This is a genomic window from Aminobacter sp. P4_D5 (genome assembly GCF_056401815.1).
This window is the reverse complement of record NZ_JBFUIP010001235.1, coordinates 1-550: the sequence shown is the minus strand read 5'-3', so window position 1 is coordinate 550 and position 550 is coordinate 1. Positions and strand designations below refer to the sequence as shown.

The following is a 550-nucleotide window of genomic DNA, read 5'->3' as shown; positions in this document are numbered from 1 at the left end:
GCCGGACAGGATGGCCACACCGTTCGCCTCCAGCCCGCGATCCGCCTGGCGCAGCCAGAGCCGGCCGCCGGCCAGCGCCGTCACGCCGCCGCCGGCGCGCAGGAAGGAGGCGTCCAGCCGTTCCGCGCGCGCCAGCATCGCCGACGAGACCGGCGAGATGGCCGTGATGGCGGCCGTCCCGAAGAGCATGGCGACGACCAAGGGGCCGGAGAGGAAACCCCAGGCCGAGATGCCCGCCGCACGCGCCACGATCAGCTCGGAGGAACGCGTCAGCCGCCAGAAGGCGATGATGCCGCCCAGGAGGATCGCGAAGGGCAGGATCTGCATGCCCACGAAGGGCATGCGCAGCCCGGCGATGGAGGCCACGAGGCCGAAGGTCGCGTCCGGCCGCGTGGCGGCACGGCGCAGCAGCTCGATGAAGTCGAACATCGAGACCAGCAGGGTCAGCGCCAGCAGCATGGCCGCCGACGCCGACAGGAACCGCCGGCCGATATAGAGGGTGAGGGTGCGCGCGATGATCATCGGGCGTAGCCGCGGATCTGCGTGGGAA

The 550-nt window shown here is 71.8% G+C and carries 1 protein-coding gene; it reads right to left on the bottom strand.

Features of this window, described 5'->3' with window-relative positions; genetic code table 11:
• The coding region (locus AC1DWF_RS37675; RefSeq protein ID WP_476843517.1) for an LptF/LptG family permease at window positions 1-522 on the bottom strand (522 nt) is incomplete at its 3' end.
• Window positions 523-550: the final 28 nt, after the last annotated feature.